We start from the raw sequence: 26676 nt of genomic DNA, 5'->3' as shown, positions 1-26676 counted from the left end.
AACCGATGAATCAGATTCTCATCCCCATGGCAGGAGCCGCGGACGGTGTGCAACACACGGACAGTGTGGCGCAGCTGCTGGTAGCGGCACTGGCCGGTATCGCCACGATCATCGTGCTGATCGTCTGGCGCAAAATGCACCCATTCCTCGCGCTGACACTCGGATCCGCTGTCCTCGCATTGATTGCAGGCATCCCGCTGACCGACACGTTCACCGCATTTACCAAGGGCGTCGGATCCACCGTCGGTGGCGTGGGCGTCCTGATCGCATTCGGCGCCATCATCGGCAAGCTCCTGATCGACTCAGGCGGCGCTGACCAGATCGTTGACACTGTCCTTGAAAAGACAGCTCCGCACCGCTTGCCGTGGGCTATGGCACTGGTCGCCTTCGTCGTCGGTATCCCGCTGTTCTTTGAAGTCGGCATCGTGCTGCTGATCCCAGTGGTCATGCTCGTTGCGCGCCGCGCCAAACTGCCGGTCGTAGCGGTCGGGATTCCTGCACTGGCTGGCTTGTCGGCACTGCACGGACTCGTGCCTCCGCACCCCGGGCCACTCATCGCGATTGACGCACTGAATGCGAATATCGGCATCACACTCGGCCTGGGCCTCCTCGTCGCTGTGCCCACAGTCATCATTTCCGGCCCGCTGGCGGCGAAGGTGATGGTCAAGTGGGTGCCGCGCGAAGCCGCCAGTGTTCTGGGCGATGCCTCTGAAACCGAAAAGCGCGAAGGGCACCGCCCATCATTCGGTGTGGCAATCTCCGTAGTTTTGATGCCCGTGATCTTGATGCTGCTGCGCACCGTGGTCGAAATGGTGATGATGGGGCACGAGGACTCCATCATCTTCAAACTGCTGACATTCGTCGGTGAACCGATCGTGGCGCTGCTGCTGACCGTGCTGTATGCGATTGTCGTTCTGGGGCGCATGAGCGGCCGCACCACACAGGAAGTCACCAACATCGTGGGCTCCTCGCTGGCCCCGGTCGCATCCATCCTCCTCATTGTCGGTGCCGGCGGCGGTTTCAAGGAAACGCTGGTCGAATCCGGTATTGCCGAGGTCATCGCCCAGTGGATTGAGCAGATGGGAATGCCGATCCTGATCGCCGGCTGGCTGGTGGCAGTCGCCGTGCGTCTGGCTACGGGTTCGGCCACAGTTGCCACGATCACCGCTGGCGGCATCATGGCACCTATGGCAGCCGACATTTCACCCGTTGCCGCTGCACTGCTGGTGCTCGCCATCGGCGCCGGATCCGTGTTCCTCTCACACGTCAACGACGCTGGGTTCTGGCTGGTCAAGGAATACTTCGGCATGACGGTGGGTGAGACGTTCAAAACGTGGTCGCTGATGGAAACGATCCTGTCGGTGGTCGCGTTGCTGTGCGTCATCGTTATCGCCATCCCACTGGGAGCCTTCTAGGAGACGACTACCTCACATCATCACGTAGCCTCATGCTGTTCTTTTCCCTCGAGACCGAAGGGGGCCATAATGAGTGAAATGACGTATCAGGCTATCGCGATGATTGTGTATTTCGTCGCCATGATTATGCTCGGCCTGCTGGCCTACAACCGGACGAGCAATCTTGACGACTACATGCTGGGTGGCAGGTCGCTGTCCCCAGGTGTGGCAGCGTTGTCGGCCGGCGCATCCGACATGTCGGGCTGGCTGCTGATGGGTTTGCCCGGCGCAATCTACGCGACAGGTCTGATCAACGGCTGGATCGCGGTTGGCCTGACTATCGGCGCATGGCTGAACTGGAAGTACACAGCTCCTCGGCTCAGGTCATACAGTCAGGTTTCCTCCAACTCGATCACTGTGCCGTCGTTCGTGTCCTCGCGCCTCAAAGACCCTCACAACGTGATCCGCATCGTCGCCGGCCTGGTCATCATGGTGTTCTTCACCTTCTACGTGTCATCAGGCATGGTAGCCGGCGGCTCGTTTTTTGAATCATCCTTCGGTATGGATTACCGCCTGGGCATGACGCTGGTGGCCGGGATCGTTGTGCTCTACACCCTGGTGGGCGGCTTCCTTGCCGTATCGTGGACGGACGTTGTTCAGGGCCTCATGATGGTGGGTGCGCTCATTCTGGTGCCGACCGTGGCGATTATTCACGTCGGCGGCTTCAGCCCGATGGTGCAGACCATCAAGCGCGTGGATCCCACCATTTTGCATCCATCGGGCGGGACGCTGAGCGCGACGGCCGTGATAGGCATTATCTCCGCACTGGCATGGGGGTTGGGCTACTTCGGTCAACCCCACATCATCGTGCGTTTCATGGCGCTGCGCTCAGCCGCGCAAGCAAAGGCTGCGCGTCGCATCGGCATCGGCTGGATGGCTCTGGCAGTCATCGGCGCAGGTATGACTGCTCTAGCAGGCGTCGCCTACTACCAGCACGACGAATCACAGCTGCCGAATCCCGAATCCGTCTTCATCACGCTGGGACAGCTGATGTTCCACCCCCTGATCGCCGGGTTCATGCTGGCCGCCATTCTGGCGGCGATCATGTCAACGATTTCATCGCAGCTGCTGGTCACATCCTCGGCAATCGTGGAGGATATCTACAAAGCACTGTCCAAACGAGACCTGTCGGAAACCAACGGCGTGCTACTGGGACGCCTGGCCGTGGCCGCCGTGTCCGTACTGGCAGCGGTGCTGGCGTGGAGTCCCTCGGACACGATCCTCGGCCTGGTGGCCTTCGCGTGGGCAGGTTTTGGTGCATCATTCGGACCGATCGTGATTCTGTGCCTGTACTGGCGCAAACTCACCTGGCAAGGCGCATGCGCCGGCATCATCGTCGGAGCCGTGACCGTGGCCGTGTGGGGCAACCTGTCAGGCGGCATCTTCGACCTGTACGAAATCGTCCCCGGATTCGTGTTCAACCTTCTGGTCAGCGTCGCAGTGTCGATGGCAACCTATCGGCGCAACAATGAGATCGACGCCGAGTTTGATGCCGCTCTGGACGGATTGGCGGCTTAACCCACCCAGTGCCGCGCGATCGCGAGCGTTTCGGGCACGTAGGAGCGTCCGAACAGCTCGCAGTGTACGACGAGCATATGCAGCTGATGCAGTGAAATGCGTTCGCGCCAGCCGTCAGCAAGGGGCGATTCCTCGTCGTAAGCCGCCCAGATCCGCTCCACGAAGGGCGCGCCGAATACGGCAAGTGCCGCCAGGTCTTCCTCCGCATGACCGCCCTGAGCAGCCGGGTCGATCAGCGTCGCACCGTTCGGGGTCCACATCACGTTGCCCGACCACAGGTCCCCGTGCGTGCGGGCCGCAGGCGTTGTGACCAGTCGCGGTTGATCATGGTCGAGGGCGCCGCTTTCAAGCCTGGTGCACAAAGCTTCGAGTGTGGCGCGCTCATCTGCGGTGAAGGCTTTGGCTTTGAGGTACGGGCGGATTCGATATTCGGCGTAAAACTCGCCCCATGACGTAGGTGCTTCGACTTTGGACAGGAGCGGCAGGGGTGTCAGACCCATCCATCCCTGAGCGTCCTCTTTGGCCGGTGGCGGCGCACCCAGATTCGGTGCGCCGGCCGCATGTGTGTGGGCCAGTGCGCGACCAAAATCCTCGGCAGTCTGCCTGGTTGGCCGCGTCGTTTCCAGCTCGGGTTCCTCCAGCCATGTCGTGCCGTAATCGCTCACCGGCACAACGGGCGCAGCCTGGGGTGGCGTGTCAGCCAGCCACTTGAGACCGGCCACCTCGTACAGGATCCTGCCTGGTCGCTGATCACTCTTGCGAAAAGTACCCATGCCCCTACCGTACAATCAGAACGAGACACTGTTCATCTGTTTTTCGAGGAGCGCACTGTGGCGCAACAGCACCCACAGCTATGCCGCCAGGAGTGGCTCGACCTCACCGGTCAGTGGCTCTTCGCATACGATGATGAGGATCGCGGCCTGAGCGAGCATTGGGAGCGCCCTCGTGACAATCCGGCTGAGATCTTCGATCGCACAATCACCGTGCCGTACCCGCCCGAATCTGAAGCCTCCGGCATCAATGACCCGTCATTTCACCCGATCTGCTGGTACTACCGCGCGCTGACGGACGCTGAGATCAGCGCGGTGCGCGGGTCCGGGCAGCGTGTGATCCTCAACTGTGGAGCAGTCGACTACCAGGCACACATGTGGGTCGACGGCAGCGTTGTGCTCATCGAGTTTGCGGATCTCGTAAGGTTCCCGCACGAAGGCTTGGACCACGCGGTTGCCTTCGATGTTTTCCTCCACCATCGAATTGAGACGAGCCAGGGATTCACGCATCGACAGGAAGAGGGGGCGTGCATGTTTGGCCAGCTGGCGGGCACAATAGGCCAGGAACGGGGTGATGGCCAGCAGGGCCAGCGCGAGGCGCCATTCGATCGTGAACATGACGGCCAGTGAGCCGATGAACAGGCACACGCAGTCGACCACGTTGTAGGTCACCCACGACAGGAAGTGCCGGATCGCGTCGGTGTCTGCGGTCAGGCGGTTCATGATGTCGCCGGTGCGCGTGTGGTTGAAGTACGTGAAATCCAGCGAATGCAGTTTTTCGTACTGGTCGGACACCAGGCGGTAAATCGAGTTCTGTCCGAAGCGTTCCATCAGCATCTGGTAGCCGTAGCGGGCGCAGGTGCGTACAAGCGTCGCACCCACCATCGCGCCGCACAGGGGCAGGAGCTGATCGAGGTGGCGGTCAACGATGACGAGATCCACGATCATTCCCGCAAGGATCGGGACCAGCATGATCAGGATCTTGTCGACGACGAACAGCACCAGTGCGGCAAAGACGCGCGGAACGTCGGGGCGGCAGTAGGGCACAATCCACCTGAGGTTCGAAGCCTTGGTGTTGGATGTGGGATCGACGTACATCCGGTCATCTCCCGAAGAAAAGTCATGCGCGTGGGGTGATCACACTGTATTCAATCACTCGGTCAAGTGCGAATGGTGGAGCGGAGAGGTTTTCCACAGGTTCGCGCGCCTCCCCTCGCCAATCCACAGGCGGCCGCACGGCATGCGCGCGAGGCGATGAGGCTGGCTACCGTGACACCGTCATTGATGTGAAGGAGGCAGCATATGAGCGGCGAAATCGACGCGGTACTGAGGAGCTTGTGGAGCGTGAGCGAGGACATGGATGGGCTGGTTGCAACTCTCAGCGCCATCGAATGCCCCAGTTGGCAAGGACCCACTGCGGACCTGGCGCGCCGGGAATTCAACGCCGTTGTGACGGATGCGATGTGGGCGCAGCAGGTTGTGGGCGATGCGGCACGCAACTCCGTATTGATGTGTCCGGTTGGGGGATAGGAGGAACGCGTGAGTGAGCAGAGCGTAGACCCAGGTTTCTATGACTCCGTTGTCACCACCAGCGCACACACCAGTGTTGACACAGATGAGCTGATCGGGGCGGCACTCGGCGTGATGATGGCGAAAGAGACGGCGCAGAACTGTTATGCGAGTCTGATGGTTATTCAGCTCATGGCGTCCTCGGCCGTCATGCTGGGGTTCGATCCCGGCCGCCTCATCGGCGCGGTGGAGGATGCGATGACTGCTGTGAGTGCGCTCGTTGTGCGTCTGGAATCTTTGAGTAACCGCCTGACCGCAGCGGCAATGAAGTATCTCAGTGCAGAAGGTGATGCCCAGCGTTTTGTCACCGCACGCATGCTGCTGATGGACGGGCGAGTGTCGTGGACACCGCTTTCGCCACTGACAACAGGGCTGACAGCGGGGCAAGTCTACGGGTATGCGAATGAATTCAGCGGCAAGATGCACAGCGACCCTACCTTGGGATACCGTGTCGAATTCGACATGGCGACGTTGGGGACGACAGTGAATTCCCTGTCCACCAGAAGGGATCTGTACGGTTTCCGTCCCGATGCCGGTCAGCAGGCATGGTGGGGCAGTCCGCGCACTCAAACCGTTGACGCCGCACGCGTTGCCAGTCAGCTCTTCTTCACGGTCGGGCAGCGCGCGACGGGACCGCTGGCAGGCCTGCAAATCACCACCTCGCAAATCAGTGACGCGGGAGGATCGGGGCGTCCCCAGCGATCCTCGCAGATCCGTGTCGTTGATCCGAGCATCCCGAAAACAGGTGTGGCTGCATTGGCGGGTGTGCCGCCGCTGTGGTTGACGGCGCGAAGTGCGGTGAATGCGTCGAGTCGAGCCAGCGGCGTGAGCGTATCCAACAGGTATGCGCCAACTCCCCGCCTGCCCCGCACCGTACCGACGCCTCGCAGTGGTAGTGAACTGTTCGACCGCGTCAGTCAGCTTGAAAGCGGCAGCGACACGTTCGGCCAGCTTGAGATCCTCAAACATGAAACGCCGCAGCCCGACGGGTCGACAAAGCGATCATGGTCAGTCGTCGTGCGCGGTACGCAAAAGTGGACACCCGGGCAGACCAACCCGCAGGACATGCTCAGCAACTTGCAGGCGGTCGGCCATGATAATAACGACCTGAGTGCTGCAACCCTCGAAGCGATGGACATGGCGGGGATCGCACCCGACGAGCCCGTTGAATTCGTCGGACACTCCCAGTCGGGTATCACAAATACGCAGCTCATTGCCGACCCGGACACGACGCGCAAGTACACCGTCGTCTCCAGTCTGACCGCCGGGTCTCCGACAGGAAATTACGTCATGCCCGAGGGCGTCCACACCCTGTTCATGGAGAATACGCGCGACATCGTCCCGCCTCTTGACGGCTCCCCCAACATGGATGTCAACGATGCGGTGACTGTTTCCTTTGACGGCGACCTGGTCGGACCGCTGGACGGGGAGGGGCTGGACATCACGCCGCACGGCCTGGAACCGTATACCAAAGCCTTCGACGCCTTGAATGATCCGTCAGCGTATGCGGCGCCCCCGGAAGTGCGCGAATGGTCCAGGCATCGCGAACAGTCACTGCGCCTGAGCGATCAGACTGTGACAACCTCGCAGCTGTTCAACACTCGCCGCATCTTTGCAGATGAATAGCTACGACTCTGACCTGCGTGGCAGCGCGGCGACAACAAGAGCGGAAATAACAGCCGTAATCAGACCCGCACCCACTGCCGGCCAGAAGCCTCCAACCGTGAAACCAAGATTCGCCTGCTCACTGAGCCACCCTGTCAGCATGAACATCAACGCGTTTGTGACCAGTGCGAACAAGCCGAAGGTGAGGATATACAGCGGGAACGTGACAACCTTGACCAGCGGGCGAACCAGTGAGTTCACCGCCGTGAAAATCAAAGCCACCAGAATCATCGTGCCCAGAGATTTCCACACCGACGCTTCGGGAGCAAAACTCACGGAGCTGATGATCAGGGTGGACACCCAGATTCCGACCAGATTGGCAAGGGAACGTACAAGAAACCTCATAGGTACATCGTCTCATGATGCCTGCCGCCAGGCCACCGCTAAGGCGCCACCATGAGGGAAGCTCCTACAGCCACCATGACGACCAGTTCGGCCAGCCCGATGTATTTCACGGCGATCGTGGTGCGCTGATGCTTCCACGGCATGAAAGTCGCCCTCGTGAATGCGAGCGCGAAGGCACAGGGTACGAGCCAATGAAGCTGCCCGGCCTCAGCTGCCCACGCAGTCCCGACGACAGTCAGAGCATGCCAGATCACTGAGGCGACAATCCAAGTGGGGTTTCCGCGCTCGCGGATCAGGCAGCGCACATGCAGAACGGACCCGACCAGCACTCCGGCCAACGCTGCCCACGCGCACCAGGCCTGAGGCCACAGCTCGCCGCCTTGCCAGGGGAACCAGTGTGTGCGCCGGAAAGCGGTCGAGATATCCACCGCAACAGGACACATGAACACAGAAGCAAATACCTGCGACAGTCGCGCGAGTATGGACCGTTGGCGCCGCCGCAGACTCTGCACCAGCGCGATCGCGATGAGGGGTGCGAAAATCGGTGCCCACGACAGCAGTTTCGGGGCGCACAGGACCGACGCTCCGCCCAGGAGGACGGTGCTTACGGCCCACGTGCCTGTGGCCGCTGCGAAACGCTGACGCTTGGGGGAGCGGATCCACCAGCTTCCCGCAGAAAAGAGCATGAACGCCACCATCCACGCAGCCAGAACCAGCAGGTGAAGAGGGCGCCAGCCTCCGCGCGTGGCACCGACCAGGAAAGGCAGCAGCGCCATCATCCACGAGCCATGCTGGTCAGGCAGCCAGCCGGTGCGCATGAGTGCGCGCACGCGCGAAGAAGAACGCGGGCGTCGGATGCGCGGATGGTCAGTCGGGCGGCTCGTCATGACGATCAGTGTACGGAAGTGGCGCACGTGGTCGCCATATGGACACTTCGGCCAAAAGGTGAGATGCCGAATCATCTGTGGCATGCGGTGGAGCACTGTACATCTATGTCCCATGAACACAATAATGAGAGCACTACCAACGTGCTCGACTCCCAGCAGGATCACTCATCGGCACGTCTGAATCCGGAGGACCGATCGGCTCGCCGCGCAGCGACCGTTTTCCCGCTCATCATCATTATCGCCTTCATCATGGGGCTGCTGATTCCCGGGCCAGCGGCGCGCCTGGCAGGAGGCGTCAACATTGCGCTCGCCGTCATCATGTTCGGCATGGGCCTGACGCTGACGGCATCCGATTTTGTCCTGGTCGTCAAGCGTCCGCTCCCCATCATCGTCGGTGTGATTGCACAGTTCGTCATCATGCCCACACTCGCCGTCGTCTTGACGAAGGTATTCAGCCTTCCGCCCGAACTTGCCGTGGGCGTCATCCTGGTGGGATGCGCGCCGGGCGGCACTGCGTCGAACGTGATTTCCTATCTGGCCAAAGGTGATGTTGCATTGTCCGTCGCCATGACATCCGTGTCGACTCTGCTTGCCCCGATCATGACTCCGCTGCTCACGCAGTGGCTGGCCGGTCAATACCTGCCTGTTGACGCGTGGTCGATGGCGAAGACGATTGTGCAGATCGTCCTTGTGCCGATTCTGGCCGGCCTGATTATTCGACGCCTGGCAGAAAGCTCCGTGCAGAAAGTGCTGCCGTTCCTGCCGTGGGTGTCTGTCCTCGGTATCTCATACGTGCTGATCGCTGTTGTCGGTAAGTCAGCTGATCGCATTGTGCATGCTGGCCTGTTCGTCCTCCTCGTCGTGATGCTGCATAACGTCCTCGGACACGTGCTGGGATACTTCGCAGGGCGGGCCACCGGAGGCGGAGAGCGTGTTGCCCGCACCACCTGCATTGAGGTGGGCATGCAAAATTCCGGTCTGGCCGCAGGCCTCGCTTCCCAGTTCTTCACTCCCGAATCCGCTTTGCCGGCAGCCGTCTTCTCCGTATGGCACAATCTGTCCGGCGGAATCCTCGCCGCTTTCTTCCGCCGCCGCAGCCTTGGCGACGTAGACTAAACAAGCATCGACGAGGGTGACCCCACCCGGAAAGGACACGTCATGACAGCTCAACCGTGGACACCCGACTATGACTGGGGTTATGGCCGGGAAAATGAAAACCAGCTGCTCAACATGCTTGTCCGCATTACCGTCACGGACGGTGATGAGACGGTGTGCGCCGACCTGCGGCGCGCATTGAGAGAGGGATTCGCGCGCAAAACTCCCGCTCAGGGCGTGCCCGAGGGGTTCGGTGCCTACGGAGGCGGAGCCTCCATGCTGCGTTTCGGTGCAGGAAGCGCTGACGAGCCTGTTCAGATCGCGATCTGTTCAGGTGGTCAGGATGCGATCGATTCGGTCGAAATGTGCACCGACGCGATCTGGGCGATGATTGAAAGGTTTGCGGACGTGATCGACGTGCAGTGGGAGTACCTGCCGCATACGCGCTCTGACGTCTAGGTTTCGTCCGGGACGATCAGGTTGAGCGCATTCCTGAATGACTGCGCCCGCACCAGAACGTAGATGGAAACCGTCAGGATCACACCTGCCACGCCAAAACAGATCGGCAGAGCGTAGGGCAGTCGGGCGGGGTCAATGAACCCTGTCAATACGATGAGGACTGTGGCGATGACACACCCCGTTGCTCCACTGACTGTCATCGTGCTGAAAGAAGGGGTGAAGCGGTCGCGCTGCTCACGAACATGCGCACGAGCCTCGGCATCAGCGATCCAGCGGGTCCGTTTCCACTCTGAGAACTCACGGCGATGCGGATCCGCAATGAACAGGTATGCCGCAACGGCGAAGCACACAAGCACGACGGCACCGCCGATGCTCAACGCGAGTGTCACGGTCACGGCACCGTCCTGGCCTGCGAGCAGTTCAAGCACGATGATCGGGATGAATGCGATGACACACAGAGCTGACGCCAGGGCAATGCGCTGGCCTCGTTCGCGGCGATAGTCCAGCACACGCTGGGCACACTGCAGATCCACCACGGTGAATTCTTCGGGAACCACGTCGCGTTTCGGTGTCGAGGGTGACAGCGCTTCAAGCCCGAATGAGGCTGCGAGCTCATCTGGCGTGCCGAACTGGCTGATCACAGTTGACAGTGCGGAATCCTCGTCAACGCCGGAGTCAACCAGTGCCTGTACCCGTTCGCTCATCTGATCGTGGATCTGTGTGCGGGTGGCCTGGACCTGAGGGGTGTCCCTGTCGGCAACCTGATCAAAAACATAGTCAAGATACTGGGTGATGCCGTCCATAACACTCCGATCAGTGAACAGAAGTTCTGAAAGCTCCATTGTGCCACGCCGCGGTGCTCACTCACCTCCACGTGCCAGAGGCTTCCTCCTCTGTTTCGTTGATGCCTCGTCGCGGAACAAAGCGCCGACTTGATTGAAATACGTGCTGGCTACCTGCGTTGCGCATACCCCTAGATCTTCCCTGCTTTGGTGCACATTCCCCTAGATTTAACGCTCGAATTGCACATACCCCTAGCTAAAGTCGACACCCCAAAAGGACAAAACCTATTTCCGCAGGTCAGCCGTCAGTAGCTTCCGGCGACCTCGAGCCTCACGCGTTAAATCTAGGGGATTGTGCATTTTTACAAGACTTTTTAGGGGTATGTGCACGCGGAGGGCTTAAATCTAGGGGTATGTGCACGTGTTGGTGCGCGCGGCAGGACAGCAGTGGCATCCCCGCCCGAAGGATCTGCGGTCAGGACACACCCAAAAAGGCTGGGCCGGACACTAAACACCCCGCGACACGCCCACCCCATACACACGTTTCGGGCATTAACCCCAAAAAGGCGGTGAAATGCAGAAAGGCCAGCAAGATGTGGAAACGCCGGCAGTGTACTGAAAGGCGGCCGTATACAGACAGATCGGGACACCGCCAACAAACTGTCAACGATGTCCCGACACATCACAATGGTCGGGGTGGCGGGATTTGAACCCACGACCTCTTCGTCCCGAACGAAGCGCGCTACCAAGCTGCGCCACACCCCGTGCGACCGTTCAAGTATAGCGATGCCGATGCTGAGTACACAAAAATAAGAGAGCAAATACGCTGCAGTTTCGGTCACACCCGTTGCGTGGCGCTGATGAAAGGGAGAAGCGGGTGAGGCTTCTGGCTGTTGACACGGCTGGAAACCTCACCCGCGAGGGATGGCAGTTAGTTCAGGTCACCTCCGTTTCCGGGACACAACCGTGAGTGCGGTTGCGCCGACGATGAAGCTGAGCGCAATGAGGCCAGTCAGGTTGTTCGCGCCGGTGCGAGCAATTCCCTTGGCGACGATGTACTTACCGTCCGCGCTCTTCTTGGACTGTTCGACTTTGCCTGGAGTGACCGGCTTGGCTGGGGTGACAGGGCATGGCTGCGCAGCCACCGACAGGTCCCATTCCACGGTTGCGCCGTCTTTAACCATGTAGTCCTTGGCCACTGAAGCTGTGACGTGAACCGTTGAGTTGGTCTTTTCCGTGGTGTAGGTGACGCCTTCCTGGGTTGGAAGCTTCACCGTTTGCTCAACGCCGCACTTGTCGGCGGGAACCACTGTTGGCGCCTCGGGGGTCACGACTTTGGTGACAGTGCCTTTCACGTCCATCTGGAATGTGTCGATTCCCAGCGGTGTGGCGTAGTAAGGAGGATTGGCAAGTGACAGCATGACCGGCGTTGCGGTATTGGCCGCCAGAGCTCCAATCTCCACGCCAGCTTTGAGCTGCGCGCCTGTCACTTCCATCCGCGTGTCCCCGACAGTGAGGGCGTACATCGTCTGGTCTTTCAGGGCATTGGACGTGACAGTTGCCGTGGCATCCATCACCGCATTGTCCTTGGCAGTCAGGTACACGGTGTGGGACACGTCCCCTGAGTATCCAAGGGTGCTCGGCATGCTTTCTGCGTTCTCTTCGGTTGCGGTGAAGGTGCCGTTATCTGACGTGACAGTCTTCTCCGACAGGTACAGTGGCTTGCCTTCTGTTTCAACCTTGATCACCGGCAGGTTCGCGTCAGGGGAATTGCCCTTGAGTGTGACTGTCAGTGTGGTTCCCTCATGCGTGAACGGAAGTTCCGTATCCGTTCCGTCAATTGTCACAGACTTGACCGTGGAGGAAAGGCCGCGCAACTGGATGGTCTTGTCAGGAGCCCAGCCGTCGGTGACACCCAGGTACACCGCATTGTCGTTGACGACCGCATATCCCCAGTTTTCCTGTGGGAAACGGGCGTAGCGTGAGCCGTTGAGAATGGCGGGGTGAGCCTTGTTCCATTCGCCCACACCCTTGAGGATGTTGACCTCGAATGGATCCATTTCGCCGGTGCCCTTGGGGCCAATATTCAGAAGGTACTGGCCACCGTTGGCGACTGTTGTGAACAGGTTGTTGACTTCGTGCTGAATCTGGTAGGTCAGCTGAGCGGGATTCTGCCGCTTGTTTTCTATTTCAGGCCACTTGCAGTATCCCCAGCACGTGGGGAACGTTGAACGGGCAGCTTCCCACGGTGCCTGGCGTTTCTGGCTGAAGACCGCGTTATCGCCACCGACTTCGAAGTCACCCTTGTTGTTCCACACGCGTGAGCTGACCATGGCGTTAGGCTGCAGTTCATGCACCCAGTTGGCCATTCGCTCTGACTGGTCGGCAGTGGGAGCGCCCATATCGAACCAGACCTCTGCGATTTCGCCGTACTTCGTCATCAGCTCAGTGAGCTGAGACTTGATGTAGGGCATCATGCTTTCGGGGATCTTGTTCATGTTCGAGTAGGGCTCAGCTTCGTGCTTAGTCCAGTCGATAATGGAGAAGTACACGCCGAACTTCAAACCGACATCGGCGCAAGCAGTCGACAGTTCTTCCAGAGGGTCGAGACCCATATCGGTCTTATCAATGACGTTATAGTCAGTTGTTGCGGTATCCCACATTGCAAAACCATCATGGTGCTTTGATGTGATAACCAGATATTTCATTCCAGCGTCTTTAGCATTTTGACACCATTCATGGGCATCAAATTCAGGCGCATTCATTTGTGCTGCTTCAGCAAGATAATCTTCGTCGCTGATTTTCGACCAGGCTTTAATCTGTTCCGGATACCCTAGGGGCTGGCGTTGACCTTTGTAATATCCACCGAAGTTCGAATAAACGCCCCAGTGGATAAACATTCCGAACTTCAGCTTTTCCCAGTTTTGGGCGCGCTCCGATTCAGTGTAGGGAATTGCTGCATCCACGCCTACCACGGGGGATGGGTTCGCGGGTGCCAGATCGGCAGACGGTTCAGCGAAGGCTAGACCTGTCATAGAAGTTATGAGGCCCAGAGTTAACGCTGAAGATGCAAGAAAATGTAGCTTTCTCACGTGATCTCCTAATAGTGTGACAACATTGTCGCCGACTACGCTACTCGAAAGAATTACTTTTCTTCTACTGTTTCGGTATTAACCAAAATAAAGAGTTAATTTATTGCAAGAAACAAAATTAAAACAAAAGGAATAAGGATCTAAGTCCCCCCACACATAATGCGGCTCAAGGTGATGTCAAACGATCTCAGTTTGCGCTGACCAGACGCAGAATCGACACCTCGGGGCGCGTGGCGATACGAACCGGCGCCCATGGTGAGGTACCCAGTCCGGCACTGACATGCAGGGGAGCAGACGCGCCCTCATGCCTCCACGTGTGCACACCCTTGGCGTAGCGCGGCGGCAGGTCGCAGTTCGTCACCAACGCCCCCCACACGGGCAGCCCGATCTGTCCGCCGTGAGTATGTCCCGCGCAGATCAGATCCACACCTCGATCAACGAACGCATCGAGGACCCTGCGATACGGCGCGTGAGTGACACCGATGCGGATGGTGTCCGAATCATCCCAATTCTCCGGCAGCTCCGGCATGCGGTCGCGCTCAAGGTGCGGATCGTCAACACCTGCCAGATTGACCGCCACCGACCGGTCGCCGTGCGACAGGCGCACCGTCAGCTGATCGCACCGATTCGACAGGTCAACCCAGGACGCCCTCGTCAATCCCTGAACGAAATCGCGCCACGGCAGACGCGCCAGGTGAGACGTGTCGCGAGTGGCGTGCGCATCGCGGCGCAGATAGTGCGTCCAGGGGCGGAACGTCGACGACGTGTAATAGTCATTGGAACCCAGCACGAACACTCCGGGGTAAGCCAACAGCGGCCGGTAGGCCTCACGCAGAAGCGAAGCTCCCGTCGCATTGCCGAAGTTGTCGCCCGTCGACATCACCATGTCGAAATCCTCGGTTCGGGCCACGTGGTCAAGAAAATCGACGAGGAAGTCCTGACCGGAATACAGGTGGAGGTCGGAGATGTGCAGGATGCGCAGCTCTTCGCCCTGGCGCAGTGCAGGCACTGGAATCGAGAAGTGCCGCACCGTCGGGCATCGTCGCTCGCACTGACCCCAGGCAAGCGAAGCGACCCCCAGACCCGCCACCGTCGCAGTGGCCAGGCCCAACGCGCGGCCCGCTGCGATCAGGCGGGGTGGCAGAACCGATGGCTGACGGGACGCATTGAGCAAGATGCGAGGATCCGTCGCAGCCAACGACTGTCGCGCGTTGAACTCACTCATCGTTATCTCTCTCGCTCAATAATCGTGCCGTCAGGAAGCTCGATGCTTTCGCCGGGCTTCAGATTCAAACTGTCAAGATCAATATTACTGAGGTCAACCTGGCCGTCGGTGGACAAACTAGTGGACGAGGAGTTCGCGTTGTTACCTGCGTTCCTGTCGCGATTCTGGTTCTGGTTGTTCGAGTTGGCGTTGTTCTGAACCTGACGTGTGCCATTCAGGTTGGCGTTCGGCAGGGGCTGGACTTCCGCACCCTGAAGAGCAAGGTTCATGTACGGCATCCACAGGTGCAGGCCAACCGTGGAACCATAAGGAACCGAGTAGTAGCGTCCGGCCACCGTCACATCGGAGACCTGCTGGGATGATGCGTTCGCATGACCCATCCACGCGGCGGTGGCGAGCTGCGGTGTGAAGCCAACGGTCCATGTGTTCGAGTTCGAGTCAGTCGTACCGGTCTTTGCGGCAAACGGGCGGCCACCCTCCAGGTAAATACCTTCCTGCGGGCCGTACCATTCAGCAGCTGACTTGCCCAGAAGCGTCGCAACCTTATCAGCCACTTCCTGATCCAAGACCTGATGACACGACGGCTTGAATTCCTTCAGGACATTCTCTGAGCGGTCAGAAACGGACAGGAGCGCCGTCGGTGGGCACTGCGAGCCACCGTTGGCCAGCGTGCCGTACGCCGAAGCCATCGCGAGTGGCGATGCGCCGGTCGAACCAATGATGTTGGACGGGAGGGCGGCCGGCGCTTCACCCGTATTGGGGTCCTTAATGCCCAGGTCAGCTGCGCGCTGGAAAATCTCACACAAATCGAGGCGGCTCGCCATGTTAACAAATGCCTGGTTGACAGACATCTCTGTGGCGCGCAAGACCGTGTGGGAGCCGTCCTTGCCGGGCAGGTCGCCCACCGTCCACGGCTCGAAGCCACCGATCGCGGCGCCGTTGCAATGGAAATCACCCGGCGTGTAAGTGCGGTTACCCCGGCCAACACTTTCATAAGCGCCGTGACCTTCCTTGAACCACTGAATCAGAGTGAATACCTTGAAGGTTGATCCGACGTCAAAGTTTGAGTCCGCCGAATAGTTCACCTGCGTCATTGCTGGATCAGATTCGTTGGGTGCGCCGAAGTGCGTATTTTGAGCCATCGCGACGATGTGGCCGTTGGACGGCTCCACCGACGCGATCGCGGCGTCGACTCCGTTACCCGGTGGCAATGCTCCGTTGACAACGTCCAGCGCAGCTTTCTGCTTATTCGCGTCAATCGTGGTGCGAATCGTGATACCGCCGGTCTTCAGCAGGCGTTCACGTTCGATGCGGGTCTCACCGAATATTGCATCGTCGAGGAACTGCTGCTTGGCGAACTCGCAGAAGTACTCCATACCCGTCGCCGCGCCGGCACAGCCCTGGGGGCGCTCGTTCGGGTTGAGCATGTCAGGAACAGGTGTGGCCACCGCCTCGTCGTGTTCCTGCTGAGTAATGATGCCCTGATCGAGCATGACGGAAAGGACGATGTCACGTCGTTCCTGAGCGGCATCGGGGTGAACCAGCGGATTGTAGGAGACCGGGGACTGCACCAGGCCCGCCAGCAACGCCGACTGCGGCATGGTCAACTCGGATGCGTGGGAGGAAAAGTACAGGTCAGCAGCGGCTTCAACGCCATAGGTGGTGGGGCCGAATGGTGCGATATTCAGGTAGCCGGTCAGGATGTCATCCTTGGACATCTGGCGCTCCAGACTCATCGCGTACTTCATTTCACGCAGCTTGCGCTCAGGTGTACTCACCGTCGCATCGTGAATCTGTTCAGGGTCGCCTTCCAGAAGGCCTTTCTCCACCAGCGAGTTACGCACGTACTGCTGCGTGATGGTCGATGCACCCTGCATGCCGTCATCGTCGGAGAAGTTACGCACAACGGCGCGCATAATGCCGTCCGGGTCCACGCCGTGATGGGTGAAGAATCGCTTGTCCTCAATAGCGACAATCGCCTGCTTCATCTCTTCGGAAATCTTGTCGGACGGCACGACGATACGGCGCTTGTCGTAGAACTTGGCGATCGTCTGATTGTTGGCGTCGAGCATCGTCGACTCTTCAGCCGGTGCAACGATCTCGATATCTTCGGGCAGCCCCTCGAGAATCGATGGTGAGGCTTTGGCGGCCACCCCCAGTGATCCCACGGCAGGCACCGCGATACCGGCACCCAGGACGCCCAGCAGTGCAGAGATGCAGATGAAGGCGAGCAGGAGCGCCACCAGCTGGACTGGCGTGACTGAACGAGTTCGAGTCTGTGGCTTCGACATAGGTTAAGGATACGTGTGTCCACGTGCATTAGGGGAGGGGAAGTGCCTGAGGTATGAGGAATTCGTCAAATTGAGGCTGCTGGCGTCACCCTCGTCGATGATTGACGAGGGAGGCCGCGGGCGCCTGTTATGCATCCTGTGAGGAGTATATTTCACACTATTGATGATCTCGTGTTGCTTGAATGAGTCAGATGTGTGTATGGTCACAGTAGTGATGGTCAAGGATGATCATGGACTGGAGAACAAGGAATGAGCAGTATCGATCAGGATCAGACATGGGCCGCCCGCGCGCTGTGTGCGACGGAAGAACCGGACGCACTGTTTGTGCAGGGAGCTTCCCAACGCCAGGTACGAGTCAAATGCATGGCATGCGAAGTGCGCCTGGAATGTCTGGCAGATGCGTTGCAGTCGGAAGCTAACTTCGGCGTGTGGGGTGGACTGACTGAACGTGAACGGCGAGCCATGCTGCGTCACTACGACGACGTGGAGGATTGGTGGCAGTGGCTCAACGAATCTCAGGACGCGTTGGCGTGTGAACTACGTACACCGCGGATCCCGAAAGTTCTGGCCCACGTGCGCCGCTAGGAAGCATCGGTATCAAACAGTTAGGCTAGTGACATGACCACATGGGAATACGCAACGATTCCGTTGCTTACACATGCCACAAAAGCAATCCTGGATCAATGGGGTGCTGACGGGTGGGAACTTGTCACCGTCATCCCCGGGCCGACGGGTTCCGATAATCTGGTCGCCTACCTGAAGCGGCCGATAGAAAAACAGGCATAAAAAAATGGGGCGGTCAGCGACCGCCCCACTTTTTTGACGTCTTCAGCGTGCGCGACGAGCCAGACGGTCAACATCCAGCAGCGTCACTGCGCGACCCTCAAGGCGGATCCAGCCGCGGGAGACGAAGTCAGCCAGTGACTTGTTGACGGTTTCGCGCGACGCGCCAACCAGCTGAGCAAGCTCTTCCTGAGTCAGGTCATGAGGCACGTGAACGCCTTCGTCGGTGGGCGCGCCGAAACGGTCGGCCAGGTCAAGCAGCGCCTTGGCGACACGGCCTGGAACATCTGAGAAGACCAGGTCAGACATGGACTCGTTCGTGCGGCGCAGACGCTGGGCAAGTGCCTTGAGCATGTGCTTGGCCAGCGTCGGGTTCGTGTCAAGGATTTCCATGAGGTCTTCGTGCTCAAGGTAGAGCAGGGTCGCCGGGGACACTGCGGTAGCGTCCGTGGAGCGCGGGCCTGGATCGAAGAGCGTCAGTTCACCGATAATTTCGCCCGGTCCGAGCACGGCGAGCAGTGATTCGCGCCCGTCGTTGCTGGTGTGACCCAGCTTGATCTTGCCTTCGGTGATGATGTAGAGGCGATCGCCAAGGTCGCCCTCGTCAAAGAGAGTTTCGCCGCGACGCAATGCGGTGCGTCCCATCTTGGACTGCAAGAAGTTCTTCTGCGCCTCGTCGAGCCCGTCGAAGAGGGGAACCTGATTGATAATGTCATCAACAAACATGTGAGACCAAACTCCGTTCCTGTCGTCTATGTCGAATCGCGCGAGGCTGCTCGCAGCGTTTCATCTTCCATTGTGTCGTAATCGTGACAATCACCACGGCGTTTTGGCCGGAGTGTATGGCAACAACAGTCAATATTATTATTCATACGTGACGATTCCAACAGAACACGACACATCTGGGCTTGTCAATGCGGGTTCTGAAGCTGCCGAGGCACTTGCGCGTCAGCTGATGAACGCCTATCCGGACGCCACATGCACATTAGATTGTTCGACGCCGTTCCAGCTGCTCATTGCGACAATGCTGTCGGCGCAGACAACCGATGAGCGGGTCAACCGCATCACGCCGGCGCTCTTCGGGGAATTTCCAACAGCTCTGGACCTTGCTCAGGCGCGGCGCGATACGGTCGAGCAGATCGTGCGGCCGTTGGGTTTCCAGCACCGACGATCCGGGCAGATCATTGCGACCGCTCAGGCACTGTGCACTGAATTCGGTGGTGAGGTTCCGCAGTCCAACAAGGAGTTGGAAAAACTCCCCGGGGTCGGGCATAAGACGGCCAACGTCGTGATGGGAGTGTGTTTCGGAGCGCGCGCACTGACAGTTGATACACATGTCGGCCGCCTGTCTCGCCGTTTGGGATGGACGAGAGCGACCAGCGTGACGCGCGTCGAAAAGGACGTGACAACACTGCTGGCAGGCGTGAACTGGACGAAACTGTCACATGTTCTGATCGCACATGGTCGCTCAGTGTGCACTGCCCAGGGGCCCCGATGCGATGAGTGTCCGGTGGTGGATCGCTGCCCGAAAGTCGGTGTAGTGCCCTGGTCAGGTGGTGGGCAGTGAAGCCAGGAAATCGCTGATCAGGGTCGTGACACGCTCGGGTGCTTCTTCGGGGGCGAAGTGCCCCACTGCGGGCAGCATTGTGGTGTGCAGCGGATAGGTCACATGGTGTGAATCGCGCGCAAAATCTGTAGCCGACAGTGATGAATCTTCTGCGCAGTGCACGCTCAGAGTCGGAACCTGCACGGGGTCGGCCAGCGCCTTGCGCGAGGCGATGGACAGGAATCGCGTGCTGGAAAATGAGTCAGTGGTCGCGGAGGCGGCGAACGCGCGAGCCATTGCGCGTCGATAGGGTTGTGCGTCGGCCAGCATCTGTTCGCGATGTGAGGGCGCCGCCCACGAACGGATCATTGAATCGATGAGTTTGCCGGATTTGAGCAAGGTGACGCGCCGCCAGGGAATATCCATGCGCAGGGCGAGCAGACGCCCGCGCCACAGAGGAAGCAGTGTGGGCCACAGGGTACGTTCCAGTGGGTGCGGCGCCGCCAGCGTCATCACCGCGCGCAACGCAACCGGATTGGTAGCTCCCAGCATCCATGCAACAGCACCGCCCATGCCTGCGCCGACCACTGTGAAGTGGGAAATACCCATTGCTGACATGATGGCGGTGACGTCATGGGACAGTTGCAGCAGATCCACCTTGTCGGCCTGCAGGTCGGAGGCGCCGAAACCGCGCTGATCAACTGCGATCACACGATGCCCCTGCTCAGCCAGGGAGGGAATAACATGCCGCCAGGAACGCCAGAACAAAGGAAATTCGTGCAGCAGAACAACGGCGTGGTCACATTCCAACGGGCCGGCATCGACAACGTGGAAGGTCGCGCCGCCAGCGTTGACGTGGCGATGCTGCCACGGACCGGGCTCTTCCAGAACCTCCCGAAGAGAAAGATCTGCATCCATGTGATTCAGCGGCCCTCATCGCGAGCCTTGGCCGCGCGGCGGCGGGCTCGCCATGAGAAGAAGGCACCTTCAGGATTGATCTTTTCCACCTCAGCGCGCAGAGCTTCCTCCGAGCGGCCACGGCGACGTACCCAGTGAGAGACCCACGCGCCTACCAGCACGATCAGGCCCAGGAGTGCGAAGCGTCCGGAAAATGCGGAGGCCTGGAAGTGGTGAGCAAGATTCATGCCGAATGCGTTCCACGAGTTCAGCCACTGAACAGCAGGCTGAATGAGCTGCGAGAAAATCCCCGGAATGACGATCGGAACAAGTCCGGACAGGAAGGTGAGAATACCCATGACGAAGCCACCCAGCGAGGAGCGCGCAACCGTCACCCCCAGCAGGACAACAATCACCAGAGCGCCCACCAGTTCGGCAATAGCTGCCAGGTTCACTGCCCCCGTCGAGAACGCAGACCCGTCAGCAAGTGTCATGCGCGCCCCGGCATCAGCTGCGAGGAACCATGCGATGGGCAGGAAGATCAAGAATGCGAAGAAGCTCCACCAGTGCGATCCAGCGCGAGACGGAATCTCGGGCGACAGTGTCGTGCCTTCAAAGATGGCGTCATCGAGGGAACTCGGGGTGCCTTCCACGTGCACCGGAACCGGTTCAGCGCGAGGATGCCAGTTTGCCTCGTTCTCATCTGCCGGATCTGCTTCCTCCGGCGGAGAGACGAGGGAACGGCGGTGCACTGCGGTGCGCTCCAGCTCATCTTCATCTGTGGCTGTTTCGTCCTCATCGCGGTCATGGCGATTTTCGAGGACGTCGCGCGGAGCTGGTGCCGGCAAATCATCACGCTCAGGCGGGGAGATGCGGTCGCGAGGTTCATCCTCATCCAGGTCAGGTGCGTCGCCCTCGTCATCAACAGGATCGACGGGGGAAGGGATGCGTGGTTCGGACGTGGAGGGCACAGGATCGACGGCCGAGGTGTCATCGGCAGCACTGCCAGGCGCTCCAATGATGTTTTCCGTGTCGCCCTCATGCCTGCTCAAGGTCACTTCTTCGCCCGTGAGAATCTCATCGCTGGCAGCTGATTCAGCGATTTCGTCAGTTTCTTCGGGGCGCGGTGCCATCGGCGCAGCCGTTGATCCGCTTGCGCCCTCGAAAGTCGGGCTCTCATCGACGATGAGTTCATCGTCTCCCACTTCACCTTCCGGGCGGCGGTCGTGGAGTTCCTGATCAGACATGGTGCTACCTCCTTAGACCTTTAATGTAGCGTGAGAACTGCCCGATCTTGCGATGGGCGTGCCGAAACGGCCGATTCTGATCGTGTTACATCTCATCCACAAAACCGTGGCGGTGCCCGGTTGCCCGCAACACCTGTGCGCGAACATGGCGGCGCGTCAGCAGCGGACCCATGACCAGTGCGGGAAGCAGTAACCCCAGCGCGGACAGCACCGGCGCAGCCAGAGAAATCTGCGTCGTGGCGGGGGAATGCGGTGTGACCACCGCGCCGGTAAGGCTTGACCACAATGGGATGAGGAACGAAAACGGTATGACCACCAGAACTGAGGACGCTACAATGGGTCCGGACGTTGACCACTGCGAAATCCACGCCACCAGGCCGAAACACAAGGCGCAGATCAGCGCCGGAACTGGTCGGAACGTGTTTTCTGCCATCAGCCCCTCCAACCCCTGTGACGCTACGCGCAGTGATTCCTCGGGCGCGGCAACCATCATCATGATGCACCCGAGAATCAGGGCAACACAGGAAAAGACCGCGACCCACGTCCGGTTGCGCGCATTGTGGAATTGCCCGTTGAAGGGACGCACGCGGGAGGACCCTCCCTGAGAACTCTCGGCACTGGCCTGCTCCAGTTCCCTCAGCGTGGCGTGAACCGTCCACCGCCGCGTGGCAATGGTTGCCACCGTCGCCCCCAGGCAGATGAAGACCACGCATATTGGATACAGACTCCACCGCATCGATGTCAGTGAGTCCGCCTCGCTCATAGCGATTCCCATCCACAGGGGAGCGCGCAACGCGCCGGTCAGCTGGCCCACTCCGACAATTACCGCACTGACAGTGGTGACGGCAAGGCCGGCTGAGGACTCATCAGAGTTGGCAGCCACGAGTGCCAGCAACAGGGTCGTAATGACGATACCGACGGTGCCCTCGGACGATGACAATGGCTGTCCCTGCGCGGTGGCGGCCTGAGTGTCAGCGACCGCAAATCCCATGATGATCAGCGCGACAGGTGAAAAAACCGCTGAGAAAACCGCTGAACGCAGGTGCTGTGACAGCGTGGCCCGAGGGATCGACCTGACCCCAGTCTGTGCCACTTTCGTCTCGCTCACGTTCACCTCACCCGATAAGCTCACCACGTGGAAGAATCCGATCACATTGTGCGCATGCGCCTCCTGCTTCAAGCGTGGCAGACCCCAGATATCTGCGCGCTGCGCGAACAATGTGACAGCGCATTGACGCGCGTCCGTTTCCATCATAGTTTGCGCCGCCGGTGGCAGGAAGTACGCGCCCTGACCAACATCTATGAAGCTGCCTATCTTTCTCGCTGGGAAGGCTCACCGATCAGCACCAGCGATCTGCGTGACCTCACGATGCGCGAGGGGCCACACGAAGCCGGCACCCTGACCACAGGTGAACAGTTCGCGCTGGGGATCTGGCGCAGCCAATGGCACGTCATGACGCTCATGCCGCCCCTGAACCGCACGCCCACCACCAGGCCTGCATCGCAGCCCGCTTTGCCGAACCTGGTCGCCGGACTGCACCGCGACATCACGTCACTTCTTGCTACCTCAGGCCACGTTGAACGTTCCCGAATTGCCGTTCCTGCCTCGCCTCGGCGTCTCGCTCACGTTTTGTCGCATGTCACCTGTGATGTGCCTGCTGTGGCGAGTGCGGCCGCAGTGTGGGCCGACTGTGCAGCTCATCCACTGTTCGAACCAGGTTCACGCTCCGTGGGGGCGGCTGTGGCGCGATGGATTCTGACCGTGCGCGGCACGGACCCGACAGGGGTCGTGACTGTGAGCAAGCTGAGCGCCACAGACCCTCAGCGCGTTGCGCGCATTGTGTCCGGCTGGGCAGCGCCCGATCACTCCTACGCGCACGACGTGCTCGCATTCTTCCTGTCATCACTGATCGCCGGTGTCGACGATGCCCTGGATATTGCGCTCAGTGTTCAGGCGGGCCACCCTCGGCAATAGGGAATGAGGGCGGGCTACTTGCCGCGCAAACTGGTATACGCGCGGTAAAACGACCACGCCGCGCCTGCAGCAGAGCAAGCGGCAATCAAGCCCGGCACAATGAGTCGAGCCGGCGAGGTGCGGACCTGAACCGTGTGCGTGAAACTGCGAATCGGCCAGTCGCGTTCCTGAGCGATTTCACGCAGCTGACGGTCAGGGTTGATGACGACGGGGTGCCCCACTGCCTCCAGTAACGGCACATCAGTGATGGAATCTGAATACGCGAAGCACTCCCTCAGATCCCACCCGTTGCGCTGTGCCATGTCGATGCAGGCGCGCGCCTTCTCATCGGCGTAGTTGAAACGCGAAATCACGCCGGTGAACGTCCCGTCCTCATTGCGCTGCGCGTAGGAACCGATCGACGCGTCAGCACCCAGCATGTGAGCAACCGGGCGCACCATTTCTTCAATCGAGGCTGAGGCGATGACAATGCGCCGACCAGCCGCGCGGTGAATGGCGATTTCTTCCAGCGCCTCCACGAAGCACACCGGGTCAATTGACCTGCTCAACGCATCCTTCACGGTGGACTCCAGGTAGACTCCGTCCCATCCGGCAGCGATTTCACCCAGTGATTCGCGCATTTTCTCTGTCGCCTGCTCGTCAGCGCCCTTGATCAGGTAGGGCAGTTGGATGAGCAGACCCAGCAGTGCGCCGCGCCGGGTCAGAAGGCCGGCCTCACGCAGGGGAGCGCGCAGCGCCACGGAGGTTGACGTGGCCAGGATTGTCTTGTCGAGGTCGAAAAAGGCAGCGGACCTTGAGCGTGGCTGTGATCGCTTCATGCGGGTCTCCTGATCGTCGAGTCGAAAAACTGCGCGCGTTATCCACAGGGTGGTGTCTCTCTCCAGTCTTCCACAGGTTGACTGAGCGAGGTGGACGAGGGAAGCCACGTGAGATGAAGTGACGGCATGAGTACACAGTGGAACGTGCGCGTCGGACTGGATCGACTGGACGAGGGTGCCAGGCGCAGCGCATGTGAAATCATCGAGCTTGCAGGCGGAACGGTTGCCAGCGACGGACTGCCCTGCGACATGTGGCTGACCTCGGATCCGGATGGGCCACCCTCGTCAGTCCGTGCGTCTGCACAGGTGCCGGTCATTGTTGTCGGCCCTGCCGGATCGCTGCGCCTGCCCGGCGATGAGATGATGCTGGCCGACATTGTCGCCTCATGTGAACCGTCACCGGTATTTTCCCCTGACCTGATACGCATCGGTTGCGCCGGATGGCAAGGTGGGGTGGGGGTGACGGCAATCGCGCGGGCGCTGGCTCAGCAGATCCGGTCGCACCCGCTGCCGGTTCTGCCTCAGGCTCCCCCTCCGCCCGTGATCGTCGTGGACACCGCCGAGTATGGGCCAGGCGTGGGCGCGGCGCAGGACGTGGCCGCTGACGGTATCCACTGGGGTGACCTGCGCGCAGACGAGACCGGATGGACTGGCACGCTCATTGACGCTCTGCCCGTGCGTGACGGCGTGAAAATCCTCGCGGCTGACTGCCGTGGTGGGCCGGCACGTTCAGATACGAGGCTGGTGCGGGTGCTCACCAGCGTGAGCTCCCGCGCGCATGTTGTGGTCGATCTGGGACGGTGGGATGAATACGCAATGCGCACCGCCTCCCAATGTGGAATCGATGCGCTGTGCCTGGTCGGACGCGCCGACCTGGACGGGGTGTGTACGCTGATGGCCGGCATATCCCGCTATGCGCCACCTGCTGTGCCCGTCGTGATTGCCACGACGCACGGGACGACGACGCAACTGTTGGGCAGTATCCGCGAGTGCGGCTTCCAGTCGATTCAGGCCATGCAGTGTCCTTTTCGAGGTGGGATGCCCAGGGGTTTTGCCGTCAAGCGAATGTATGCCGCGCTCAGGTCGGGCATGGAGCGTGCGCGATGAGCCGTCACACCATGAGGCGCGCGCTCGCTCAGGGGCACTCAGCTGTCCGGGCGGTGCGTGACAATGCTCGCGAGGGTGCAGGAGTGAGAGAACTGGCCACCGATTTTGACGATCTGGTGGCGCGCGCCGGTGGACTCGGACCGGACCTTGCTCCTCTTGTGGCGGACCCCGATGTGACAGATGTGCTCGTCAACTCCACCAGTGTCTGGATCGATCGCGGGCAGGGGGTGGAGCGCGTTGACGTGCAGCTGGGGTCGGAAAGTCAGGTTCGGGCGCTCGCGGTCCACATGGCAGCTGCGTGCGGACGACGACTGGATGAGGCCAGTCCGATTGTGGATGGAACGCTGCCCGGCGGCGTGCGCCTGCACGCGGTGCTCTCACCAGTTTCTGATGAAGGAACGGTGATTTCCCTGCGGACCTCGCGCGCTCACTCCATGACGCTGGAGCAGATGGTGCGCAAGTCTTTGATGGACGGTTCCATCGCGAGCGTGATGGCCCAGTTGGTGGCACTGCGGGCCAACATTTTGATATCCGGGGCGACCGGGTCGGGTAAGACCACATTGCTGTCGACCATGCTGTCCAGCGTGCCGCATGACGAACGGATCGTGTGTATCGAGGAGGTACGGGAATTGCGTCCCTGTCACCCGCATGTTATCCACTTGCAGGAAAGGCAGGCCAATGTTCAGGGCGCGGGAGCGGTGAGCCTGTCGGATCTGGTGCGCGCTGCGATGCGAATGCGGCCCGACCGACTGATTCTCGGTGAGTGTCGAGGCGCCGAAGTGCGTGACGTGTTGACGGCGCTCAACACCGGACACGACGGGGGAATGGCTACCATCCACGCCAACGCGGTGGAAGATGTCCCGGCACGTCTGGCTGCCCTCGGATCGCTGGCCGGCCTGTCGGATGCCGCGCTGTCAGCGCAAGCGGTGGCCGCATTTGACGCGGTGATTCAGATGAGGCGCGATGCGCATGGAAGGCGGGTCAGCCAGATTGGTGTTCTGACCCGGACAGCAGGTGGCGTTGCCTGTGAATGTGAATGCGCGCTGAGAGAGCGTGATGGCCGGCTCTACCCTGATCGCGCCTGGCCACTGCTGGCTGAACGGCTGCACATCGATCTGGACGCGAAAAGTGCTGCTCCATGATGGCGCTAC

General features: G+C 60.2%; 25 protein-coding genes and 1 tRNA gene. 12 read left to right on the top strand and 14 right to left on the bottom strand.

Annotated elements, in window-relative coordinates; translation table 11 throughout:
- Positions 1-5 precede the first annotated feature (5 nt).
- Together BN3002_RS08625 and putP are read left to right on the top strand one after the other, a co-directional pair.
- Positions 6-1415, top strand: a complete 1410-nt coding sequence (locus tag BN3002_RS08625; protein ID WP_058237494.1) for a GntP family permease — start codon at positions 6-8, stop codon at positions 1413-1415.
- A gap of 69 nt (positions 1416-1484) precedes the next feature.
- Complete coding sequence (gene putP, locus BN3002_RS08620; RefSeq protein ID WP_058237493.1) at positions 1485-2972, top strand: sodium/proline symporter PutP; 1488 nt, start codon at positions 1485-1487, stop codon at positions 2970-2972.
- Here the strand turns inward: putP and BN3002_RS08615 are convergent.
- Both BN3002_RS08615 and BN3002_RS08610 read right to left on the bottom strand, forming a co-directional pair.
- Positions 2969-3745: a fructosamine kinase family protein gene (locus BN3002_RS08615; RefSeq protein WP_058237492.1), complete on the bottom strand. Its 777-nt coding sequence runs from the start codon at positions 3743-3745 to the stop codon at positions 2969-2971. The genes putP and BN3002_RS08615 overlap by 4 nt on opposite strands.
- Positions 3746-4000: 255 nt before the next feature.
- Entirely contained in the window at positions 4001-4840 is an 840-nt protein-coding gene (locus BN3002_RS08610; protein WP_058237491.1) for an ABC transporter ATP-binding protein, read from the bottom strand.
- Between the two features lie 204 nt (positions 4841-5044).
- Here BN3002_RS08610 and BN3002_RS08605 point away from each other — a divergent pair, with 204 nt between their 5' ends.
- Both BN3002_RS08605 and BN3002_RS08600 read left to right on the top strand, forming a co-directional pair.
- A complete protein-coding gene (locus BN3002_RS08605) occupies positions 5045-5272 on the top strand; it encodes a hypothetical protein (RefSeq protein ID WP_058237490.1) in 228 nt (75 codons plus the stop codon).
- 9 nt (positions 5273-5281) lie between these two features.
- Positions 5282-6937 (top strand): hypothetical protein, encoded by a 1656-nt coding sequence (locus BN3002_RS08600; RefSeq protein WP_058237489.1) that lies wholly within the window; start codon positions 5282-5284, stop codon positions 6935-6937.
- Here the strand turns inward: BN3002_RS08600 and BN3002_RS08595 are convergent, their stop codons facing one another.
- Positions 6938-7321, bottom strand: coding sequence for a phage holin family protein (locus BN3002_RS08595; protein WP_058237488.1), 384 nt, complete (start codon positions 7319-7321; stop codon positions 6938-6940).
- Between the two features lie 38 nt (positions 7322-7359).
- On the bottom strand, positions 7360-8235 hold the full coding sequence (locus tag BN3002_RS08590) for a YwiC-like family protein (RefSeq protein ID WP_058237487.1): 876 nt from the start codon (positions 8233-8235) through the stop codon (positions 7360-7362).
- A gap of 78 nt (positions 8236-8313) precedes the next feature.
- Between BN3002_RS08590 and BN3002_RS08585 the strand changes: the two genes are divergently transcribed.
- A complete protein-coding gene (locus tag BN3002_RS08585; protein ID WP_058237486.1) occupies positions 8314-9324 on the top strand; it encodes a bile acid:sodium symporter family protein in 1011 nt (336 codons plus the stop codon).
- A 42-nt stretch (positions 9325-9366) separates the two neighbouring features.
- The gene (locus tag BN3002_RS08580; RefSeq protein WP_058237485.1) at positions 9367-9762 is read left to right on the top strand and encodes a hypothetical protein; all 396 of its coding nucleotides are present in this window, start codon (positions 9367-9369) and stop codon (positions 9760-9762) included.
- On the opposite strand, the gene BN3002_RS08575 is transcribed toward BN3002_RS08580, so the two are convergent.
- From BN3002_RS08575 to BN3002_RS08555, 5 genes are all read right to left on the bottom strand, one after another.
- Complete coding sequence (locus BN3002_RS08575) at positions 9759-10565, bottom strand: hypothetical protein (RefSeq protein WP_058237484.1); 807 nt, start codon at positions 10563-10565, stop codon at positions 9759-9761. The genes BN3002_RS08580 and BN3002_RS08575 overlap by 4 nt on opposite strands.
- Before the next feature lie 667 nt (positions 10566-11232).
- Positions 11233-11309: transfer RNA gene (locus BN3002_RS08570), tRNA-Pro, on the bottom strand.
- 176 nt (positions 11310-11485) lie between these two features.
- Positions 11486-13636, bottom strand: a complete 2151-nt coding sequence (locus BN3002_RS08565) for an alpha-L-fucosidase (RefSeq protein ID WP_141757242.1) — start codon at positions 13634-13636, stop codon at positions 11486-11488.
- 187 nt (positions 13637-13823) lie between these two features.
- A complete protein-coding gene (locus BN3002_RS08560) occupies positions 13824-14861 on the bottom strand; it encodes a metallophosphoesterase (protein WP_082628610.1) in 1038 nt (345 codons plus the stop codon).
- Positions 14862-14863: 2 nt separating this feature from the next.
- Entirely contained in the window at positions 14864-17152 is a 2289-nt protein-coding gene (locus tag BN3002_RS08555; protein ID WP_070725301.1) for a transglycosylase domain-containing protein, read from the bottom strand.
- A gap of 249 nt (positions 17153-17401) precedes the next feature.
- Between BN3002_RS08555 and BN3002_RS08550 the strand changes: the two genes are divergently transcribed.
- Complete coding sequence (locus BN3002_RS08550; RefSeq protein ID WP_058237482.1) at positions 17402-17737, top strand: WhiB family transcriptional regulator; 336 nt, start codon at positions 17402-17404, stop codon at positions 17735-17737.
- 33 nt (positions 17738-17770) lie between these two features.
- Positions 17771-17938 (top strand): Sp36 family protein, encoded by a 168-nt coding sequence (gene sp36, locus BN3002_RS11010; protein WP_074026219.1) that lies wholly within the window; start codon positions 17771-17773, stop codon positions 17936-17938.
- 42 nt (positions 17939-17980) lie between these two features.
- Here the strand turns inward: sp36 and BN3002_RS08545 are convergent, their stop codons facing one another.
- A complete protein-coding gene (locus tag BN3002_RS08545; RefSeq protein WP_058237481.1) occupies positions 17981-18661 on the bottom strand; it encodes a Crp/Fnr family transcriptional regulator in 681 nt (226 codons plus the stop codon).
- Between the two features lie 148 nt (positions 18662-18809).
- Between BN3002_RS08545 and nth the strand changes: the two genes are divergently transcribed.
- Complete coding sequence (gene nth, locus BN3002_RS08540) at positions 18810-19502, top strand: endonuclease III (protein WP_058237480.1); 693 nt, start codon at positions 18810-18812, stop codon at positions 19500-19502.
- Here the strand turns inward: nth and BN3002_RS08535 are convergent.
- From BN3002_RS08535 to BN3002_RS08525, 3 genes are all read right to left on the bottom strand, one after another.
- A complete protein-coding gene (locus BN3002_RS08535; protein WP_058237479.1) occupies positions 19485-20399 on the bottom strand; it encodes an alpha/beta fold hydrolase in 915 nt (304 codons plus the stop codon). The genes nth and BN3002_RS08535 overlap by 18 nt on opposite strands.
- Before the next feature lie 5 nt (positions 20400-20404).
- Complete coding sequence (locus tag BN3002_RS08530; protein ID WP_058237478.1) at positions 20405-21625, bottom strand: Yip1 family protein; 1221 nt, start codon at positions 21623-21625, stop codon at positions 20405-20407.
- A gap of 85 nt (positions 21626-21710) precedes the next feature.
- Positions 21711-22733 (bottom strand): hypothetical protein, encoded by a 1023-nt coding sequence (locus BN3002_RS08525; RefSeq protein ID WP_154955722.1) that lies wholly within the window; start codon positions 22731-22733, stop codon positions 21711-21713.
- Positions 22734-22760: 27 nt separating this feature from the next.
- On the opposite strand from BN3002_RS08525, the gene BN3002_RS08520 reads away from it, so the two are divergent.
- Entirely contained in the window at positions 22761-23600 is an 840-nt protein-coding gene (locus BN3002_RS08520) for a hypothetical protein (RefSeq protein WP_058237476.1), read from the top strand.
- Between the two features lie 14 nt (positions 23601-23614).
- Here the strand turns inward: BN3002_RS08520 and BN3002_RS08515 are convergent, their stop codons facing one another.
- Positions 23615-24418, bottom strand: coding sequence for an HAD family hydrolase (locus BN3002_RS08515; RefSeq protein WP_058237475.1), 804 nt, complete (start codon positions 24416-24418; stop codon positions 23615-23617).
- Positions 24419-24544: 126 nt separating this feature from the next.
- Between BN3002_RS08515 and BN3002_RS08510 the strand changes: the two genes are divergently transcribed.
- On the top strand, positions 24545-25525 hold the full coding sequence (locus tag BN3002_RS08510) for a hypothetical protein (protein WP_058237474.1): 981 nt from the start codon (positions 24545-24547) through the stop codon (positions 25523-25525).
- Complete coding sequence (locus BN3002_RS08505; RefSeq protein WP_117394378.1) at positions 25522-26667, top strand: TadA family conjugal transfer-associated ATPase; 1146 nt, start codon at positions 25522-25524, stop codon at positions 26665-26667. The genes BN3002_RS08510 and BN3002_RS08505 overlap by 4 nt, the downstream gene beginning before the upstream one ends.
- Positions 26668-26676 lie beyond the last annotated feature (9 nt).

It is taken from the genome of Actinomyces ihuae (genome assembly GCF_001457875.1).
Lineage (GTDB): Bacteria > Actinomycetota > Actinomycetes > Actinomycetales > Actinomycetaceae > Pauljensenia > Pauljensenia radingae_A.
Note: the sequence above shows the minus strand (reverse complement) of the source record. Positions and strands in the feature narration are given on the sequence as shown.

Excerpts from the sequence above, each read along its gene's own strand:
- BN3002_RS08530 (WP_058237478.1), bottom strand. The coding sequence starts at position 21,625 with ATGTCTGATCAGGAACTCCACGACCGCCGCCCGGAAGGTGAAGTGGGA.
- BN3002_RS08550 (WP_058237482.1), top strand. The coding sequence starts at position 17,402 with ATGAGCAGTATCGATCAGGATCAGACATGGGCCGCCCGCGCGCTGTGT.
- putP (WP_058237493.1), top strand. The coding sequence starts at position 1,485 with ATGAGTGAAATGACGTATCAGGCTATCGCGATGATTGTGTATTTCGTC.
- BN3002_RS08615 (WP_058237492.1), bottom strand. The coding sequence starts at position 3,745 with ATGGGTACTTTTCGCAAGAGTGATCAGCGACCAGGCAGGATCCTGTAC.
- BN3002_RS08545 (WP_058237481.1), bottom strand. The coding sequence starts at position 18,661 with ATGTTTGTTGATGACATTATCAATCAGGTTCCCCTCTTCGACGGGCTC.
- BN3002_RS08605 (WP_058237490.1), top strand. The coding sequence starts at position 5,045 with ATGAGCGGCGAAATCGACGCGGTACTGAGGAGCTTGTGGAGCGTGAGC.
- sp36 (WP_074026219.1), top strand. The coding sequence starts at position 17,771 with ATGACCACATGGGAATACGCAACGATTCCGTTGCTTACACATGCCACA.
- BN3002_RS08505 (WP_117394378.1), top strand. The coding sequence starts at position 25,522 with ATGAGCCGTCACACCATGAGGCGCGCGCTCGCTCAGGGGCACTCAGCT.
- BN3002_RS08625 (WP_058237494.1), top strand. The coding sequence starts at position 6 with ATGAATCAGATTCTCATCCCCATGGCAGGAGCCGCGGACGGTGTGCAA.
- BN3002_RS08610 (WP_058237491.1), bottom strand. The coding sequence starts at position 4,840 with ATGTACGTCGATCCCACATCCAACACCAAGGCTTCGAACCTCAGGTGG.
- BN3002_RS08585 (WP_058237486.1), top strand. The coding sequence starts at position 8,314 with ATGTCCCATGAACACAATAATGAGAGCACTACCAACGTGCTCGACTCC.
- BN3002_RS08595 (WP_058237488.1), bottom strand. The coding sequence starts at position 7,321 with ATGAGGTTTCTTGTACGTTCCCTTGCCAATCTGGTCGGAATCTGGGTG.
- BN3002_RS08515 (WP_058237475.1), bottom strand. The coding sequence starts at position 24,418 with ATGAAGCGATCACAGCCACGCTCAAGGTCCGCTGCCTTTTTCGACCTC.
- BN3002_RS08560 (WP_082628610.1), bottom strand. The coding sequence starts at position 14,861 with ATGAGTGAGTTCAACGCGCGACAGTCGTTGGCTGCGACGGATCCTCGC.
- BN3002_RS08575 (WP_058237484.1), bottom strand. The coding sequence starts at position 10,565 with ATGGACGGCATCACCCAGTATCTTGACTATGTTTTTGATCAGGTTGCC.
- BN3002_RS08580 (WP_058237485.1), top strand. The coding sequence starts at position 9,367 with ATGACAGCTCAACCGTGGACACCCGACTATGACTGGGGTTATGGCCGG.
- BN3002_RS08535 (WP_058237479.1), bottom strand. The coding sequence starts at position 20,399 with ATGGATGCAGATCTTTCTCTTCGGGAGGTTCTGGAAGAGCCCGGTCCG.
- BN3002_RS08555 (WP_070725301.1), bottom strand. The coding sequence starts at position 17,152 with ATGTCGAAGCCACAGACTCGAACTCGTTCAGTCACGCCAGTCCAGCTG.
- BN3002_RS08510 (WP_058237474.1), top strand. The coding sequence starts at position 24,545 with ATGAGTACACAGTGGAACGTGCGCGTCGGACTGGATCGACTGGACGAG.